The sequence below is a fragment of the Massilia phyllostachyos genome (assembly GCF_021044825.1).
Lineage (GTDB): Bacteria > Pseudomonadota > Gammaproteobacteria > Burkholderiales > Burkholderiaceae_D > Telluria > Telluria phyllostachyos.
In genome coordinates this window covers 458546-474112 of sequence record NZ_JAJNOC010000001.1, presented here as the reverse complement: position 1 = coordinate 474112, position 15567 = coordinate 458546, and the positions used below count along the sequence as shown (strand labels likewise).

Genomic DNA, 15567 nt, shown 5'->3' with positions numbered 1-15567 from the left:
CAATTTCGCACCGTAGCCGACAGCCCCCGCCAAGAACTGAACAAACAAATCATGACGTCACAAGCAAGCCTCTTCGAACAACAACACGAGCCCTCGGACGACACCGAAATGCTCACCCTCTCCACCTTCGCCGAGCGCGCCTACCTCGACTACGCCGTCTCGGTGGTCAAGGGCCGCGCGCTGCCCGACGTGTCGGACGGCCAGAAGCCGGTCCAGCGCCGCATCCTGTTCTCGATGCACGAACTGGGCCTGGGCCACACCGCCAAGCCGCGCAAATCGGCGACCGTGGTCGGCGACGTGCTCGGTAAACTCCACCCGCACGGCGACCAGTCGGTCTACGACGCGCTGGTGCGCATGGCGCAGGACTTCTCGCTGCGCTATCCGCTGATCGACGGCCAGGGCAACTTCGGCTCGCGCGATGGCGACGGCGCCGCGGCGATGCGTTATACCGAGGCGCGCCTGACGCCGGTGTCGCGCCTGCTGCTCGACGAACTCGACATGGGCACGGTGGACTTCCAGCCGAACTACGACGGCTCGTCCAGCGAACCGCGCCAGCTGCCGGCGCGCCTGCCGATGGTGCTGCTCAACGGCGCCTCCGGCATCGCGGTCGGCATGGCCACCGAGATCCCTTCGCACAATCTGCGCGAAGTGGCCTCAGGGGCGGTCGCCCTGATCCGCAATCCGAAGATCACCCACGCCGAGCTGATGACCCTGATCACCGGTCCGGACTTCCCGGGCGGCGGCCAGATCATTACCCCTGCCTCGAACATCGCCGACATGTACGCGACCGGCCGCGGTTCGCTGAAAGTGCGGGCGCGGTGGAAGATCGAAGAGCTGGCGCGCGGCCAGTGGCAGGCCGTGGTGACCGAGCTGCCGCCGGGCTGCTCCGCCCAGCGCGTGCTGGAAGAGATCGAAGAACTGACCAACCCGAAGGTCAAGGCCGGCAAGAAGGCCCTGCTGCCCGAGCAGCTGGCGCTGAAGCAGACCATCCTCGGCGCGCTCGACACCGTGCGCGACGAATCGGGCCGCGAAGCCGCGGTGCGCCTGGTGTTCGAGCCGAAGTCGAAGAACCAGGACCAGAACGAGTTCATGCTGATGCTGCTCGCGCACACCTCGCTCGAGACCTCCAGCCCGATGAACCTGGTGATGATCGGCGGCGACGGCCGTCCGCGCCAGAAAGGGCTGACGGACATCCTGCAGGAATGGATCGACTTCCGTTTCGTGACCGTGCGCCGCCGGACCGAATTCAGGCTGGGCAAGGTCAACGACCGCATCCACATCCTGGAAGGCCGCGAGACCGTCCTGCTGAACATCGACGAAGTCATCGCCATCATCCGCAATTCGGACGAGCCGAAGGCGGCCCTGATCGAGCGCTTCCGCCTGTCGGAGCGCCAGGCCGAGGACATCCTCGAGATCCGCCTGCGCCAGCTGGCGCGCCTGGAAGCGATCAAGATCCAGCAGGAGCTGGCCGACCTGCGCGGCGAAAAGGAAAAGCTCGAAGACATCCTCAATAATCCGTCGAGCATGAAGCGCCTGATCATCCGCGAGATCGAATCCGACGCCAAGCAGTACGGCGACGAACGCCGCACAGTCATCGAGGAAGCCGAGCGCGCGGTGGCCGAGCAGAAGATCATCGACGAGCCGGTGACGGTGATCGTGTCCGAAAAGGGCTGGGTGCGCGCGCGCACCGGCATCGGCCACGACCCGGCGCAGTTCACCTTCAAGGCCGGCGACTCGCTGCTGCAGGCATTCGAGTGCCGCACGGTCGACTCCCTGATCGGCATCGGCAGCAACGGCAAATCGTTCTCGGTGCCGGTCGCCGCCCTGCCCGGCGCGCGCGGCGACGGCGTGCCGATCACGACCCTGGTCGACCTGTCGGGCGGCGTGCGCATCCTGCACTACTTCGCGGGCAACCCGGAAACGCGCCTGTTGCTGAGCACCTCTAACGGCTTCGGCTTCATCGCCAAGGCCGGCGACATGGTCAGCCGCCTCAAGGGCGGCAAGTCCTTCATCACCCTGGACGAAGGCGCCACGCCGCTGGCGCCGCGGATCGTGGTCGACACCGCCGGCGCGGTGGCCTGCCTGTCCGAGAAGGGCCGCGTGCTGGTGTTCGGCATCGACGAGATGAAGGTGCTGACCAATGGCGGGCGTGGTGTGACGCTGATGGAGTTGGAGCCGAAGGAAAGCCTGCTGGCGGCGCAGCCGATTACGCAGAAGGGTGTCAACGTGATCGGCACCTGGGCGGGCTCGAAGCCGCGCACGGTGGAGTTGTTCGCGTCGGGGCTGGAGCCGCACTTCGGCAAGCGGGCGCGCAAGGGCAAGCCGTTGTCGGCGAAGTTGAAGGCGATGGATTTGGGGATGCGGGCTACCGAGGTGTAATCGGATATTGGTGGTATGCGACGAACTTGGGCGGAACAATGCCAGTGGCATTGTTCCGGCCTGCGCGGGAACGACGGTCTTAAAGTTAGCGGTGCAAACACCGCTGTCGACTGATTAGTCGAACAATGAAACAACGTCATTCCCGCGAAGGCGGGAATCCAAGTTTGCCCGCACACCAACAGCGCAAACAAACAACGCCGGCTACAAAGCCGGCGTTTTTCATTGGAGCGATAAACGCTTAGTGCTTGGCAGCTGCCTTGTGCACGTCGGCAGTCGCCTCAGCACGCACCTGCTCGGTCTTCGCTGCAGCAGTGGCCTTGTCCGCCGCCGCATCGACCTGGGTCTTCAGCAGCTTCTCATCAGCCTTGATGAACTTCTTGTCGGCCTTCAGGTTCGCATCGGCGATCTTTTCCTCAGCCTTGGCAACCGCTTTCGCGCGGTCTTCCGGATCGGCCTTGGCGACTTTCTCGACCGCGTTGGCGTGGGCCTTCACGGCATCCGCGTGGGCTTCGGCTTTCTTCTCGTTGGCCTTGGCCACTGCCTTGTTCACTTTTTCATCGGCCTTGGCCGCCTTCTTGACTTCCTTGGCTTCGGCCTTCACGACTTCCTTCTCGGCCTTGGCTTCCGCTTTCACGACGGCGTTGTTGGCGGCCGGGGTGGTGGCGGTCTGGGCCGAAGCGGCGGTGGCGAACAGGCCGGCGATGAGGGTGGCGATCAGTTTGTTCATGATGTTTCCTTTCCGGTGAGTGGTCACGCAGCTCCTTATGTCTGCGCTGATGTTTTTGTCTGACTACGGTTCCAGAATAGGCCGCCCTGCTCAACAGGTCTGTTAGCCACCCCACGCAGGTTAAGTGACATTTGTAAGCAAACTTTACTGCCGGGCGGGCCCCGCATACAGGTCGATGATCTCGCTCACACCGTCGCGACACACCGGGCAGAAGGCCTCGCTGCGGTCGAACATCAGGCACTGCATCGCCGGCCGGTAGTAGCCGCTGGCCTCGTAGTTCGCCCCTTCAAAGGCGCCAACGTCGTGGCGGTGCGGTTTGTTCGCGAACAGCGCCTCGGTGGTCTTCAGGTCTTCGCGGAACAGCGCATTCATCTCGCTTTCCGGACGGTTGGCGGCGCGCAGTGCCGCGCGCTTTTTCTGGTAGGCGCGCGAGGCTTCTTCATACTCCGCCTTCGGCCACGGCGTCGGCAGCGGCGTGCCCGCCTTGACGTGGCGCTTCCATTTCAGATTGGCCGGGTCGCGCAGCGCGGTGGCGTTCGGCTCCCACGGCTCCATGCGCACGCCGCCGGTCGCATACGCCACCGGCGAGGTGTAGTACTCGTCGGCCAGGCCCGCGAAGTGGTGGCCGAATTCGTGCACGAACAGGTAGTTGGCCCACTCGTTGCTCGCCGCCGCGGTGCTGAACTGGCCGAAGATGCCGCCGCCGCCGTAGGTCTCGTTGTTCACCAGGATCTCGATGAACTCGTAGGGCGCGTGCTGGGCGATGTCGCGCAGCGCGCGGTTGTCGAGCGTGAGCACGTAGCGCTCGCTGCCGAAGATGTCGTAGCGCGTGCCCAGTGCGGAGGCGTGGTGCACGCCGGTCGACGGGCGGCTGACGCCCGACTGCAGGGTCGGCACCGCCAGGCCCCAGACGTTGAAGTCTTTCGCGCGCTCCTTGAACGGTGAGACCGTGAACAGGTGCTGCACCAGGCGCCGCGCGTCAGTCTCGAACTTCTTCATCTCGGCAGCCGTATAGCCGTCGCCCAGCACCAGCAGGTCGACCTTGTCGGGCGACGGTCCGCTGACGTGGATCGGGATCGGCTTCGCCGGCGCCGCCGGCTGCTGTTTCACCACGTCCTGGGCGTCGGCATCGATCTCGACGCTCCACGCCACCGAGAACTGGTTGCGCTCGTCGCGCTTGAGGATGCGCAAGCGCACCGGGCGATCCTGTTTCGGAAAGCGCACCGACTCATGGAAGGCGCGGCTGATGCGGTTCGCCTCTTCCGTCGTGCGCCATTCGCCGAACACGGTCGAGAAGCCGCGCGAGTACAGCAGGTCGCCGGTTTTCGCATCGACCACTTCCACGCGGTTCTGGCCGCGGTTCGTGTCGTCGAGATTGCGCCTTGTGTCGCCCGGCCAGGGCAGCGGCTCGATGACGACGCGTTCGAGCGCGTATTGGTCAGCCAGCGCGTTGCCGCTATGGGCGTAGTCGACGCGCACGGTCGCCGGCTGCGGGCCAGCCGTGGCGATACCGGAGCTCAGGGCCAGCGCGGCGGCGAAGAATGGCGATAGGAGGCGGAACATGGTAGTCCTCATTCGGTGGAGAACCCGCATTGTAAGACCTCGCACGAACTGTCATTGTTGACAGTTGCGCCACGGGGCTTGAGACCCCAGAATGGTTCGACCACCACCCGGAGACCATATGCACCTGTTCGTACGCAGCACCCTGGCCGCGCTCGCGCTGGCTTCCCCCCTGGCGGCGCAAGCCGCCTCCCCCGCGGCCTGCAAGCCCGGCCAGCCGATCCACGACAGCGGCTACGTCAAGATCGGCGGCATCGAGCAGTGGATCTCGATCGACGGCGAGGACTGCGGCAAGCCAGCGATCCTGGTCCTGCACGGCGGTCCGGGTAATCCGAACTCGGTCTACCAGACCGACGCGTATGGCGCCTGGAGCAAGAACTATGTCGTCGTCCACTGGGACCAGCGCGCATCGGGCCTGACCTGGTCGCGCAATGCGCCGAATGAGGACGACCCGCTGCTGCTGTCGCAGATGCGCGACGACGGCGCCGAGCTGTCGCGCCACCTGCTCCAGCGACTCGGCAAGCGCAAGCTGGTCCTGCTGGGCAGCTCCTGGGGCTCCATCCTGGGCGGGCACATGGCCGCCAGCAGCCCGCAACTGTACTGCGCCTGGATGCCGGTGGCGCAGGTCGTCAACGAAGTCGAGAACGTGCGCCTCTCGCGCGAAATGATCCTGGCGCGCGCCCGCGCGGCGAACGACGGCGAGACGCTCGCGAAGATCGAAGCCCTCGGCACGCCGCCCTGGACCAACCCGCGCAACTTCGGCATCCTGCGCCGCGCGACGCGCAAGTACGAAGCCATGGTGACCGACCCGATGCCGCCCGCCTGGGGCGAGTGGAAGGAAGAGCGCTCCACGCCAAAGGCGCGCGCCGACTACGTCGCCGGCGAGGACTACTCGTACATCCAGTTCGTGGGCTACAAGGGCGACGGCATCATGTCGCAAGTCGACATGACCACGCAGGCCGTGAACTTCAAGCTGCCGGTCTACATGGTGCACGGTGACCAGGACCTGGTGGCGCCGAAGGAAATCGCGCAACGCTATTTCGAGAAGATCTCGGCGCCGCGCAAGCAGCTGGTCATCGTGCCGCGTGCCGGCCACGATCCGAACGTGCCGCTCATCGATGCGCAGGCGCGCCTGCTGGCGAGCCAGCTGGGCGGCCGCTGCGAGTAGTGGATCGGCCTACTTGGCGGCGCCGACCGGGTTGCCGGCGCTGTCCGCGGGCCGGTACTGGTACAGCGGGCGCTGCACCACGATCGGCCGGATGTCGAGCCGCATGTTGTAGACCGAATAGGCTTCGGTGAGCACCGACATGTAGCCGACGCTGTCGTTGGTGCGCGTCAGCCTGAACTCGAAGCCGAGGTCGGGCTGCGGGCCGTTGGGGCTGTCGAGCGAGAGGCCGATCGCTTCCGGCTGGTCGCTGTCGATCAGCCGCGCCATCAGGTCGACCACGGTGCTGTTGCCGAGGATGTCGGCCGAGAACAGCGGTTCGCGGAAATAGGGCTTGGCGGGGTCGAGCTTGTTGTCGACCTTGTCGCCGGCGGGCGTGAAGGCGTGGGTCTGCAGGTTGAAGCGGTCGCCGTTGTCCAGGTAGCTCAGGCGCACATTGCTGACGTTCAGCGGCCCGTCCTGCGCCACCGCCTTCGACAGGTCGACCAGCAGCGCGCCGCGGTAGCCGACCACCTCGACCTCGCGGTTCGGTCCCACCACCATCGCGGTGTTCTCGTCGATGCCCAGGCCGATCTTGTAGCCCTTCTTGAGCATGGCCGGCACCATGCGCGCGAAGCGGCCGCGCACCAGCAGGTGCTGGTCGACGAACACGTCCTCGCCGATGAAGCCCAGGCCCGGCGCGATTTCGCGGCTCTCGTCCAGGCCCAGCCTGAGCGTGGCGAGGATCGGCCTGGGGTGGCCGAACATGGTGCTGCTCATGATGGCGGCGCCGGCGCTGGATCCGGCCAGCATGCCGCCGCGCCGGTACAGGTCCCACAATGCGTCCAGCATGCGGGTATTGCCGCCGTCGGGGCGCTTGAGCGCGCGCGTGATGCGGCCCTGGTCGCCGCCGGCGAAGAAGGCGCCGCCGGCGCTGCGCACGGCGTCGGCCAGCGCCGGATCTTCGGCCGCGGCCTGGTAGTCGGTGCCGTCGAGGCGCACGGCGACCGGCACGAAGAAGGCTTTCGCGCCGTAGGCGTTGAAGCGGTCGACCAGGAATTTGCCGGCCTTGTCCGGGCTGGCGGAAGCGGAGGCGAATACCGCGATGCGGGCGCCCTTCCCGCCTGCGAGCTGTACCATGCGTTCCCACACGGCCGCATTGTCGCCGCGCAGCGCGCCGCCGATGATCACGAGGGAACCCTTGGGTTGCGGAGGAACCTCGGCCTTGGCTGCCCAGCAGGCATTGCTTGCCAACAGGGCAAGCGCGAGCGCGGCACGGACGAGGACGTGGGCAGCGACCTGGAACATACGGCTTCCTTCTCGATGACGACTAATGGTAAGCGTGATTCGAGAAGGGCGTCGCCGTGTTGAGTATGCTCAGGACAAATATATGTTCGGAAAGTAACGCTCCATCAGCGTTTCGGGGCGTTGCGGCGCGGTGAATCCGAAGCGTTCGTAGAGGCTGTGGGAGTCGGTCGTGGCGAGCGTGAAGCGGCGCAATTTCTGCAGGCTCGGATGGCGCAGCACGACGCCGATCAATTGCTTGCCATAGCCGTGGCCGCGGTATTCCGGCACCACGAACACATCCACCAGGTTGGCGAAGGTGGCGAAGTCCGTGATCACGCGCGCGAAGGCGATCTGGCGGCCGTCGAGGTAGCCGCCGAAGCACAGCGAGTTCTCGATGGCGCGCTCGACCACGGGGCGCGAGATGCCGATTGCCCAGGTGCTCTGTTCGCTCAGGAAGCGGTAGATCATCGGAATGTCGAGCTTCGTCTGGTCGGTACTGACCTGGAAACTGGAGTCGTTGGTAATCATGGGCCCGTATCTGGTTCTGGCTTAAAAGTGAATTCTAGCGCCGTTTGCCAGCAATACAACACGCGATTGACCATGCTCGCGCCATGCGTAAACATGGCCGCTCGCGCGCAGCTCAGCCTTTACGCAGGTAGCGCTCGGGCAGCTGCAGCTTGGCGTCCTCGGCGCGCCAGATCAGGTTCAGCACGTACCAGCGCTTGCCGTCGTGGATCAGCTGGATGCTGTTGATGCCTCGCATAAAAGGCTTGGCGTCATCCTTGGCGTGGCGCGCCTCGTAGGTGCTGAACACGTGGGCGATCTGGCCGAAGGTCTCGACCGTGCGCGTGACTTCACTCTCGAAGAAGCCGGTGGTGGCGAAGGCCTTGGTATTGCGCGAGATATAGTCTTCCGGCGTCAGGCTGCGCAGCGCATAGCTGCCGTCGGGACGCATGCCGACCGTGCCCATCCGGCCCTCGGGCGCGAACAGCGAACGCATGCGGTCCCAGTCGCGCGGCGCGCCGGCCGGGCCGGAGATCACGTCATACAAAGCGGCGACGATGGCGTCGACCGAGGCAACGTCGGCGGGACGGGCGGCCGGCAGGCCGGGCGCGGCCTGGGGCGGCGGCGGGGCGATGGCGGTCGGGGTGGCGCCGGGCGCCGGCGGCGTCGCCTGTTGCGCGATTGCGGGTGCACAGGATGCGGCAAGCAGCAGCGCCGCCGTGCCGAAGTGGCTCAGTCGTTTCATGTGTCCCCCATATTGTCTTTTGATGAAGTATGTCCGCATCATCACGCATTTCCGCGGGCTTGTCATCCGCCATGGATGGGGCGAAGTGATTCGTCTGCCAGCCCAGTTATAATCGTCGAATCCCCAATCTGGATTCCACCATGACCGATCAATTCTCCAAGAAAGCCGAGGCCTGGTCCGCGCGCTTCACCGAACCCGTTTCCGACCTCGTCAAGCGCTACACCGCATCGGTGTTCTTCGACAAGCGCCTGGCCCCCTTCGATATCCAGGGTTCGCTGGCCCACGCCGAGATGCTGGCCGCGCAAGGCATCATCAGCGCCCAGGACCGTGCGGAGATCGAGCGCGGCATGGCCCAGATCAAGGGCGAGATCGACGCCGGCACCTTCGAGTGGCTGCTGGATCTGGAAGACGTCCACCTGAACATCGAGAAGCGGCTGACCGAGCTGGTCGGCGACGCAGGCAAGCGCCTGCACACCGGCCGCTCGCGCAACGACCAGGTAGCGACCGACATCCGCCTGTACGTGCGTTCGGCGATCGACGACATCGTCGGCCTGCTGAACAGCCTGCGTGGCGCGCTAACCGACCTGGCCGAGAAGCATGCCGACACCATCATGCCGGGCTTCACCCACCTGCAAGTGGCCCAGCCGATCACCTTCGGCCACCACATGCTGGCCTACGTCGAAATGTTCGGCCGCGACCTCGACCGCATGCAGGACGCGCGCCGCCGCGTGAACCGCCTGCCGCTTGGCGCCGCCGCGCTGGCCGGCACCACCTTCCCGATCGACCGCCTGCGCGTGGCGAAGACGCTGGGCTTCGACGACGTCTGCCACAACTCGCTGGACGCCGTCTCCGACCGCGACTTCGCGATCGAGTTTACCGCGGCGGCCTCCCTGATCATGATGCATGTCTCGCGCTTCTCGGAAGAGCTGGTGATGTGGATCAGCCCGCGCATCGGCTTCATCGACATCGCCGACCGCTTCTGCACCGGCTCGTCGATCATGCCGCAGAAGAAGAACCCGGACGTGCCGGAACTGGCGCGCGGCAAGACCGGCCGCGTCTACGGTCACCTGAACGGCCTGCTGGTCCTGATGAAAGGCCAGCCGCTGGCCTACAACAAGGACAACCAGGAAGACAAGGAACCGCTGTTCGACACCATCGACACCGTCACCGACACCCTGCGCATCTTCGCCGACATGGCGGGCGGCATCACGGTCAAGGCCGAGAACATGCGCGCCGCCGCGCTGCAGGGCTACGCCACCGCGACCGACCTGGCCGACTACCTGGTCAAGAAGGGCCTGCCGTTCCGCGATGCGCACGAAGCGGTGGCGCATGCGGTGCGCGCCTGCGATATCGCCGGCTGCGATTTGTCGGAGATGGCGCTGGAGCAGCTGCGCGAATTCTCGCCGCTGATCGAGCAGGATGTGTTCGAGGTGCTCTCGCTGGAAGGGTCGGTGGCAGCGCGCGATCATGTTGGCGGCACCGCACCGAATCAGGTGCGCAAAGCCATCGAGCGCGTGCGCAAGCAGTTGGCCGAATGATGTGATCGGGGTGGGCGGCGCAACCGTCCACCCCGTGTGAAGCATGCGATGCCCTGTCACGGTTTCCGCTATGCTGTTTGCTCGTATCATCAACCGACGACGAGCATTCCGTGACGCCAACTAATCCCACCGTCCTCCCCTCCCGCGAATACGCCGCCTTCCTGTTCGACATGGACGGCACCATCCTCACCTCGATCAAGTCCGCCGAACGCGTCTGGAGCGCCTGGGCCGTGCGCCAGGGACTCGATCCGGTCACCTTCGTGCCCACCGTCCACGGCAAGCGCACCGAGGACACCATCCGCAAGCTGGGGCTGCCCGGTGTCGATCCGGTGGCGGAAGCACTCGGCATTGCTCTGGCGGAAATCGAGGACGTGGCCGATATCGAGGAGATCGCCGGCGTGGGACGTTTCCTGGCCAGCTTGCCGCTTGAGCGCTGGGCCATCGTCACTTCGGCGTCGCGGCCGCTGGCGACCGCGCGCATCGCCGCCGCCGGCCTGCCGCTGCCGCCGCTGCTGGTGACGGCCGAGGATGTGAAGAACGGCAAGCCGGCGCCGGATCCCTTCCTGCTGGGTGCGCAGAAGCTGGGCGTGAATCCGCAGGATTGCCTGGTGTTCGAGGACACGCCGATTGGTCTTGCCGCAGCGGAAGCCGCGGGGATGGACAGCATCGTCGTCACCGCCACCCACACGCATCCGGTCGAGACGCGCTCGGCGCCGGTGCCAGATTACGCCGACCTCGTTGCCGTACGGCTAGACAATGGCATGCTGAAGGTACAGAGGAAGATCGGCCACTGAACTTGCACTGGAACGGTCGATACCCACATGGGCTGTATCGACATATTCCTACGGAGGTGCGCATGCACCGCTACCGCAACACCAGCGGCGAGTCCGGCGTCGTCGCCTACGACATCGACAGCGACTCGATCACCATCCAGTTCACCGGCGGCGATCGCTACCTCTACACCGAGCGCAGCGCCGGCGCCGAGAACATCGCCAGGATGCAGGAGCTGGCCCGCGAGGGCCGCGGGCTATCGACCTTTGTCAGCCAGCACATCCGCTCGCGCTATGCGCGCAAGCTGAACTAGCTCCTAGCCGCGCTTCGGATACGGCGTGCCGTCCTTGTGCAGATAGGAATCGGTGGCGCCGTCGTAGCGCAGGTCGATGTCGGGATATTCCGCCGCGTCTTCCTTGATGCGCGAGCCGACGCAGACGAACACGCCTGCGCCCCAGCTGCGGTTGATGAGGTGATGCCCATTCGGCTTTCCACCCGGGAAAGCCGCGTAGTCCCCTGCCCGCATGATGGTCTCGCCCTCGTCGGTGACCAGCACCAGCTCGCCCGACACGATCATCACGAACTCGTCCTCGTGCGTGTGCCAGTGGCGCTGCGAGGACGCGGCGCCGGGCTGCAGCTCGACCAGGTTGACGCCGAACTGGCTCAGGCCGCCGGCCTCGCCCAGCGCTTGGCGGGAACGTCCGTCGACCAGTTCGGCGAAGGGGTCCGGATAGCCGGTGCCTTTCACCACGGGAATGCTGCTCAGATCCAGTCTCGACATGCAGTGATCTCCTGTTTATCTACGGCAAGGGCCCCCGCCCCTTCGTTTCAGCCGCGCTTCTGTACCAGCGTCAGGATATCGTAACTCGCCACCAGTTCGTCGTTCTGGTTGGTGACCTGTACGTCCCACGCCACCACGCCCTGGCCGCGGCCCTGCTCGTCGGTGCGGTTGCGGTCGACCTTGCGCTTGCAGGTGAGCCGTGCGCGGATGGTGTCGCCGATCGCGACCGGGGCCACGAAGCGCAGGTTGTCGAGGCCATAGTTGGCCAGCACCGGGCCCGGGGCCGGCGACACGAACAGCCCCGCCGCCGCCGACAGCACGAAGTAGCCGTGCGCGATGCGCTTGCCGAACTGCGTGTCCCTGGCCGCGATCTCGTCGAAGTGCATGTAGAAGTAGTCGCCCGAGACGCCGCCGAAGTTGACGATGTCGGCTTCGCTCACGGTGCGGCGGTGGGTCAGCAGCGAGTGGCCGACTTCGAGGTCTTCGAACCAGCGGCGGAACGGGTGCACCTCGGTTTCCTTGACCGCGGCGCCGCGCACGTACTCGCCCGTCACGGCGGTCAGCATGGTCGGCGAGCCCTGCACCGCGGCGCGCTGCAGGAAGTGCTTGACCGCGCGGATGCCGCCCAGCTCTTCGCCGCCGCCGGCGCGGCCCGGACCGCCGTGCTTCAGCTGCGGCAAGGGCGAGCCGTGGCCGGTGGAGTCGACCGCCGATTCGCGCTCGAGGATGTGCACGCGCCCGTGCGAGGCGGCGGCGATCGGCACGGCGTGGGCGGCGATGGCCGGGTCCTTCGTCACCAGCGTCGTCACCAGGCTGCCCTTGCCGCGTGCGGCGAGGTGCAGGGCTTCGTCGATGTCGCGGTAGGTCATCACCGTGCTCACCGGGCCGAAGGCTTCGATGTCGTGGACGGCGTCGTTGACCATCGCGTTGCGGCACAGGAGCAGGGTCGGCGCGAAGAAGGCGCCGTTGGGGACACCCTCGCCCACCGGGCTGAAACCGTCGCGGGCGCTGAACAGGACCTCGTTGCCGCGTGCGAGCATCTCGACGCGCTCGGACACATCGCGGTGCTGGTCCATCGAGGCCAGCGCCCCCATGCGCACGCCTTCCATCTTCGGATTGCCGACGGTGACCTTGGCCAGGCGCTCGCGCAGGCGCGCGCCCACCGCCTCGGCATGCTGCTCGGGGACGATGACGCGGCGGATCGCCGTGCACTTCTGGCCGGCCTTGCCGGTCATCTCGCGCGCGACCTCCTTCACGAAGAGGTCGAATTCGGGGTCATCGGGTGTGACGTCCGGCGCCAGGATGGCGCAGTTCAGCGAATCCGCTTCGGCGGTGAACGGGACCGATTCGCGGATCAGGTTCGGGTTGGCCTTGAGCTTGGCGGCGGTGTCGGCCGAGCCGGTGAAGGTGACCGCGTCGAAGCCGCCCAGGCGGTCGAGCAGGTCGCCGGTGCTGCCGATGACCAGCTGCAGCGCGCCTTCGGGCAGCAGGTTCGATTCCATCATCATCTTGACCGTGGCGTGGGTCAGGTAGCTGGTCGCGGTGGCCGGCTTGACGATGCAGGGCATCGCGGCCAGGAAGCTCGGCGCGAATTTTTCCAGCATGCCCCAGATCGGGAAGTTGAAGGCGTTGATGTGCACCGCCAGGCCGCCGCGCGGGACCAGGATGTGGGTGCCTGCAAAGCCGCCGCGCTTGCCCAGCGCCATGGCCGGGCCTTCGTGCAGCACGTTCGACGAGGGCAGCTCGCGCGAGCCCATGCTGGCGTAGGCGAACAGCGTGCCGATGCCGCCTTCGACGTCGACCCAGCTGTCGGGGCGGGTGGCGCCGGTCAGGTGCGAGATCTCGTACAGCTCTTCTTTCCGCTCCATCAGGTAGAGGGCCAGGGCTTTCAGGCGCTGGGCGCGCTGCTGGAAGTCGAGCCGCATCAGGGCCGGGATGCCGGTCTTGCGGCCGTAGGTGACGGCTTCGTCGAAGTCGATCTTCTCGGCGTGCGTGTGGAAGATCAGGTCGTTGTTCAGGGCGCTGTGCAGCGGGGTGTGCGCTTGCGCGCCGTGCCAGCGGCCGGCGATCAGGCTTTGCAGGGTGGCGATGTTGCCCATGTTGTTGTCTCCGTTCGGTTATCTCTTCAGGAATCCGGTACTACGCATAACGCCACTCTTTACCAACGTCATTGCGGCGAAGGCCGGAATCCAAGTCCGTTGCGCACCGCTGCTGCATCCGCAAAGCGCTACCATTGTGCAAACAAAATTGGGTACCGGCCTTCGCCGGTAGTCGTAGGCGCCAGTGGCGCGTACGACGGTCTTCGGGCTGGTGGTGCAGTCAGGTTTTCGGTTTGTGCATGCCGCTCGGGTCGAACTCGATGCCCTTGCGGTCCGGCTCGACCTCGCTCAAGGCCTCGACCTCACGCATCGTCTCGAGCGAGCGCACGGTCAGCTCGTGGTACTGCCGCGTGCCGAAGCTCTTCCACTTCACATCCTCGTCGGTGAGTTCGCGCATGACTTTCGCCGGCGTGCCCATCACCATGCTGCGCGGCGGGATCACCATCCCCGCTTTTACGAAACTCATGGCGGCGACGATCGACTCTTCTCCAACCACCGCCTTGTCCATCACGACCGCATTCATGCCCACCATCGCATTGCGCTTGACGCGGCAGCCATGCAGCACCGCCCCATGCCCGATGTGCCCATCGACTTCGACCACCGTATCCTCGCCCGGGAAGCCATGCATCACGCAGGTATCCTGCAGGTTCGCCCCCTCTTCCAGGATCAGTCGCCCGAAGTCGCCGCGCAGCGAGGCCAGGGGCCCGATGTAACAGCGCGGGCCGACGATGACGTCGCCGATCAGCACCGCGCTCGGGTGCACGTAGGCGGTGGGGTGGACCACCGGCCGCACGCCGTCGATCTCGTAGACCTTGACCATGCTTTACACCCGCTCGACGATCAGGGCGATGCCCTGGCCGACGCCGATGCACATGGTGCACAGGGCGTAGCGCCCGCCCGTGCGGTGCAGCTGGTTGACGGCGGTGGTCACCAGGCGCGCGCCGGAGGCGCCGAGCGGGTGGCCGAGGGCGATGGCGCCCCCGTTCGGGTTCACGTGCGCGGCGTCGTCCGGCAGGCCGAGGTCGCGCGTGACGGCCAGGCCTTGTGCGGCGAAGGCTTCGTTCAGTTCGATCACGTCCATCTGTTCGAGCCGCAGGCCGGTCTGGGCCAGCAGCTTCTTCACTGCCGGCGCCGGGCCGAAGCCCATGATGCGCGGGGCCAGGCCGACCGTGGTCATGCCGACCACGCGGGCGCGCGGCGTGAGGCCGTGGCGCAGGGCGGCGTCGCTGGAGGCCAGCAGCAGGGCGCAGGCGCCGTCGTTCAGGCTGGAGGCGTTGCCGGCGGTGACCGAGCCATCGGGCGTGACCACGCCTTTCAGCTTGGCCAGCGCGACCAGGCTGGTCTCGCGCGGCTGCTCGTCGGTGTCGACCACGTGCGATTCGCCTTTGCGGCCTGCGATCGTGACCGGCACGATCTCGTCGCGGAAGAAGCCGTCGGCATGGGCGCGCGCCCAGCGTTCCTGGCTGCGCAGGGCAAACGCGTCCTGGTCGTCGCGGCTCACGCCGAAGTCGCGCGCCACGTTTTCGGCGGTCTCCGGCATGCTGTCGATGCCGTAGCGCGCCTTCATCAACGGGTTGACGAAGCGCCAGCCGAGGGTCGTGTCTTCCATCTTGACGCCGCGCGAGAAGGCGCTGTCGGCCTTGCCCATCACGAAGGGCGCGCGGCTCATGCTCTCCACGCCGCCCGCGATGAGCAGCTGCGCCTCGCCGGCGCGGATAGCGCGGGCGGCCGTGCCGACGGCGTCCAGGCCCGAACCGCACAGGCGGTTGATGGTGTTGGCCGGCACCTCCTGCGGCAGCCCGGCCAGCAGCGCGGCCATGCGGCCGACGTTGCGATTGTCCTCGCCGGCCTGGTTGGCGCAGCCGTAGAACAGGTCGTCGACGGCGCCCCAGTCCACGTCCTTGTTACGGGCCATCAGGGCGGCGATCGGCAGCGCGGCCAGGTCGTCGGCGCGCACGCTGGCGAGTGCGCCGCCGTAACGGCCGAAGGGGGTGCGGACGGCGTCGCAGATGAAAGCATCAAGCATGAAAGT

14 protein-coding genes are annotated in these 15567 nt (G+C 66.4%); 5 read left to right on the top strand and 9 right to left on the bottom strand.

The window, feature by feature from the left end:
* Nucleotides 1-51 precede the first annotated feature (51 nt).
* Nucleotides 52-2379, top strand: coding sequence for a DNA topoisomerase IV subunit A (gene parC / locus LQ564_RS02030; protein WP_231056417.1), 2328 nt, complete (start codon nucleotides 52-54; stop codon nucleotides 2377-2379).
* Between the two features lie 238 nt (nucleotides 2380-2617).
* Here parC and LQ564_RS02025 read toward each other — a convergent pair whose 3' ends face one another.
* Entirely contained in the window at nucleotides 2618-3106 is a 489-nt protein-coding gene (locus LQ564_RS02025) for a hypothetical protein (RefSeq protein WP_231056416.1), read from the bottom strand.
* Nucleotides 3107-3250: 144 nt separating this feature from the next.
* Entirely contained in the window at nucleotides 3251-4669 is a 1419-nt protein-coding gene (locus LQ564_RS02020) for an IgA Peptidase M64 (protein ID WP_231056415.1), read from the bottom strand.
* A 118-nt stretch (nucleotides 4670-4787) separates the two neighbouring features.
* Here LQ564_RS02020 and LQ564_RS02015 point away from each other — a divergent pair, with 118 nt between their 5' ends.
* Nucleotides 4788-5834 carry an alpha/beta fold hydrolase gene (locus tag LQ564_RS02015; protein ID WP_231056414.1) on the top strand — a complete coding sequence of 349 codons (1047 nt, stop codon included), beginning with the start codon at nucleotides 4788-4790 and terminating at the stop codon, nucleotides 5832-5834.
* Nucleotides 5835-5843: 9 nt separating this feature from the next.
* On the opposite strand, the gene LQ564_RS02010 is transcribed toward LQ564_RS02015, so the two are convergent.
* The 3 genes from LQ564_RS02010 to LQ564_RS02000 all read right to left on the bottom strand — a co-directional run bounded on the left by LQ564_RS02010 (nucleotide 5844) and on the right by LQ564_RS02000 (nucleotide 8346).
* Nucleotides 5844-7118 (bottom strand): cyanophycinase, encoded by a 1275-nt coding sequence (locus tag LQ564_RS02010; RefSeq protein ID WP_231056413.1) that lies wholly within the window; start codon nucleotides 7116-7118, stop codon nucleotides 5844-5846.
* A gap of 69 nt (nucleotides 7119-7187) precedes the next feature.
* On the bottom strand, nucleotides 7188-7625 hold the full coding sequence (locus LQ564_RS02005) for a GNAT family N-acetyltransferase (RefSeq protein WP_231056412.1): 438 nt from the start codon (nucleotides 7623-7625) through the stop codon (nucleotides 7188-7190).
* Nucleotides 7626-7737: 112 nt separating this feature from the next.
* Nucleotides 7738-8346 (bottom strand): hypothetical protein, encoded by a 609-nt coding sequence (locus LQ564_RS02000; RefSeq protein ID WP_231056411.1) that lies wholly within the window; start codon nucleotides 8344-8346, stop codon nucleotides 7738-7740.
* A gap of 140 nt (nucleotides 8347-8486) precedes the next feature.
* Between LQ564_RS02000 and argH the strand changes: the two genes are divergently transcribed.
* The 3 genes from argH (at nucleotide 8487) to LQ564_RS01985 (ending at nucleotide 10968) form a co-directional block, all read left to right on the top strand.
* Nucleotides 8487-9884, top strand: coding sequence for an argininosuccinate lyase (gene argH / locus LQ564_RS01995; RefSeq protein ID WP_231056410.1), 1398 nt, complete (start codon nucleotides 8487-8489; stop codon nucleotides 9882-9884).
* A gap of 110 nt (nucleotides 9885-9994) precedes the next feature.
* The gene (locus tag LQ564_RS01990; RefSeq protein WP_231056409.1) at nucleotides 9995-10678 is read left to right on the top strand and encodes an HAD-IA family hydrolase; all 684 of its coding nucleotides are present in this window, start codon (nucleotides 9995-9997) and stop codon (nucleotides 10676-10678) included.
* 62 nt (nucleotides 10679-10740) lie between these two features.
* A complete protein-coding gene (locus LQ564_RS01985; RefSeq protein WP_231056408.1) occupies nucleotides 10741-10968 on the top strand; it encodes a hypothetical protein in 228 nt (75 codons plus the stop codon).
* Between the two features lie 3 nt (nucleotides 10969-10971).
* Here the strand turns inward: LQ564_RS01985 and LQ564_RS01980 are convergent, their stop codons facing one another.
* The 4 genes from LQ564_RS01980 to pcaF all read right to left on the bottom strand — a co-directional run bounded on the left by LQ564_RS01980 (nucleotide 10972) and on the right by pcaF (nucleotide 15561).
* Complete coding sequence (locus LQ564_RS01980; protein WP_231056407.1) at nucleotides 10972-11436, bottom strand: cupin domain-containing protein; 465 nt, start codon at nucleotides 11434-11436, stop codon at nucleotides 10972-10974.
* A gap of 47 nt (nucleotides 11437-11483) precedes the next feature.
* Nucleotides 11484-13535, bottom strand: a complete 2052-nt coding sequence (gene paaZ / locus LQ564_RS01975) for a phenylacetic acid degradation bifunctional protein PaaZ (protein WP_231056406.1) — start codon at nucleotides 13533-13535, stop codon at nucleotides 11484-11486.
* Between the two features lie 220 nt (nucleotides 13536-13755).
* Complete coding sequence (gene paaY, locus LQ564_RS01970; RefSeq protein WP_231056405.1) at nucleotides 13756-14355, bottom strand: phenylacetic acid degradation protein PaaY; 600 nt, start codon at nucleotides 14353-14355, stop codon at nucleotides 13756-13758.
* Nucleotides 14356-14358: 3 nt separating this feature from the next.
* The gene (gene pcaF, locus LQ564_RS01965; RefSeq protein ID WP_231056404.1) at nucleotides 14359-15561 is read right to left on the bottom strand and encodes a 3-oxoadipyl-CoA thiolase; all 1203 of its coding nucleotides are present in this window, start codon (nucleotides 15559-15561) and stop codon (nucleotides 14359-14361) included.
* Between the last annotated feature and the right edge of the window lie 6 nt (nucleotides 15562-15567).

Bases quoted from the DNA above. Each gene is read 5' to 3' on its own strand.
- parC (WP_231056417.1), top strand. From the start codon at position 52: ATGACGTCACAAGCAAGCCTCTTCGAACAACAACACGAGCCCTCGGAC.
- paaY (WP_231056405.1), bottom strand. From the start codon at position 14,355: ATGGTCAAGGTCTACGAGATCGACGGCGTGCGGCCGGTGGTCCACCCC.
- argH (WP_231056410.1), top strand. From the start codon at position 8,487: ATGACCGATCAATTCTCCAAGAAAGCCGAGGCCTGGTCCGCGCGCTTC.
- LQ564_RS01980 (WP_231056407.1), bottom strand. From the start codon at position 11,436: ATGTCGAGACTGGATCTGAGCAGCATTCCCGTGGTGAAAGGCACCGGC.
- LQ564_RS01985 (WP_231056408.1), top strand. From the start codon at position 10,741: ATGCACCGCTACCGCAACACCAGCGGCGAGTCCGGCGTCGTCGCCTAC.
- LQ564_RS02010 (WP_231056413.1), bottom strand. From the start codon at position 7,118: ATGTTCCAGGTCGCTGCCCACGTCCTCGTCCGTGCCGCGCTCGCGCTT.
- LQ564_RS02020 (WP_231056415.1), bottom strand. From the start codon at position 4,669: ATGTTCCGCCTCCTATCGCCATTCTTCGCCGCCGCGCTGGCCCTGAGC.
- paaZ (WP_231056406.1), bottom strand. From the start codon at position 13,535: ATGGGCAACATCGCCACCCTGCAAAGCCTGATCGCCGGCCGCTGGCAC.
- pcaF (WP_231056404.1), bottom strand. From the start codon at position 15,561: ATGCTTGATGCTTTCATCTGCGACGCCGTCCGCACCCCCTTCGGCCGT.
- LQ564_RS02005 (WP_231056412.1), bottom strand. From the start codon at position 7,625: ATGATTACCAACGACTCCAGTTTCCAGGTCAGTACCGACCAGACGAAG.
- LQ564_RS02025 (WP_231056416.1), bottom strand. From the start codon at position 3,106: ATGAACAAACTGATCGCCACCCTCATCGCCGGCCTGTTCGCCACCGCC.
- LQ564_RS02000 (WP_231056411.1), bottom strand. From the start codon at position 8,346: ATGAAACGACTGAGCCACTTCGGCACGGCGGCGCTGCTGCTTGCCGCA.
- LQ564_RS02015 (WP_231056414.1), top strand. From the start codon at position 4,788: ATGCACCTGTTCGTACGCAGCACCCTGGCCGCGCTCGCGCTGGCTTCC.